This is a genomic window from Chitinibacter sp. ZOR0017 (assembly GCF_000799095.1).
GTDB lineage: Bacteria > Pseudomonadota > Gammaproteobacteria > Burkholderiales > Chitinibacteraceae > Chitinibacter > Chitinibacter tainanensis.
Genome location: NZ_JTLG01000045.1, coordinates 259,043 through 259,390 on the forward strand (window position 1 = coordinate 259,043; position 348 = coordinate 259,390).

The following is a 348-nucleotide window of genomic DNA, read 5'->3' on the forward strand; positions in this document are numbered from 1 at the left end:
GATCAATTCCTGGGTTAATCTAAAAAACCTAGAAGGAATATTTGATATAAATTCGGATTGGATTTAAATTTATAGGAAGAATGATGAAATATCATTTTAGTTGCTTGGTAGTAATTGTTTTTTCATTGATTGGGTGCAAACAGGAGTCGCAAAAAATACCGCAAGCCACGGAGCAACCGCGCCTTGACCCATCTGTATGTCGAAAAAACCCACCAACTCCTGAACAAATTGAGGAAGTAAGAAAACAATTGGTTTTTGAAGCATGCGCCTCGGGAAATTTATATCGCATCCCTAGAATTTCCTATGCAGGTGGAGGTGTTGGCGACAATATTCGGATTTATTTGGCAT

1 protein-coding gene is annotated in these 348 nt (G+C 38.2%); it reads left to right on the forward strand.

The window, feature by feature from the left end:
- Positions 1–83: 83 nt before the first annotated feature.
- Positions 84–348 (forward strand): hypothetical protein (locus L991_RS17830; protein ID WP_231550572.1); only part of this gene is annotated, 265 nt, incomplete at its 3' end.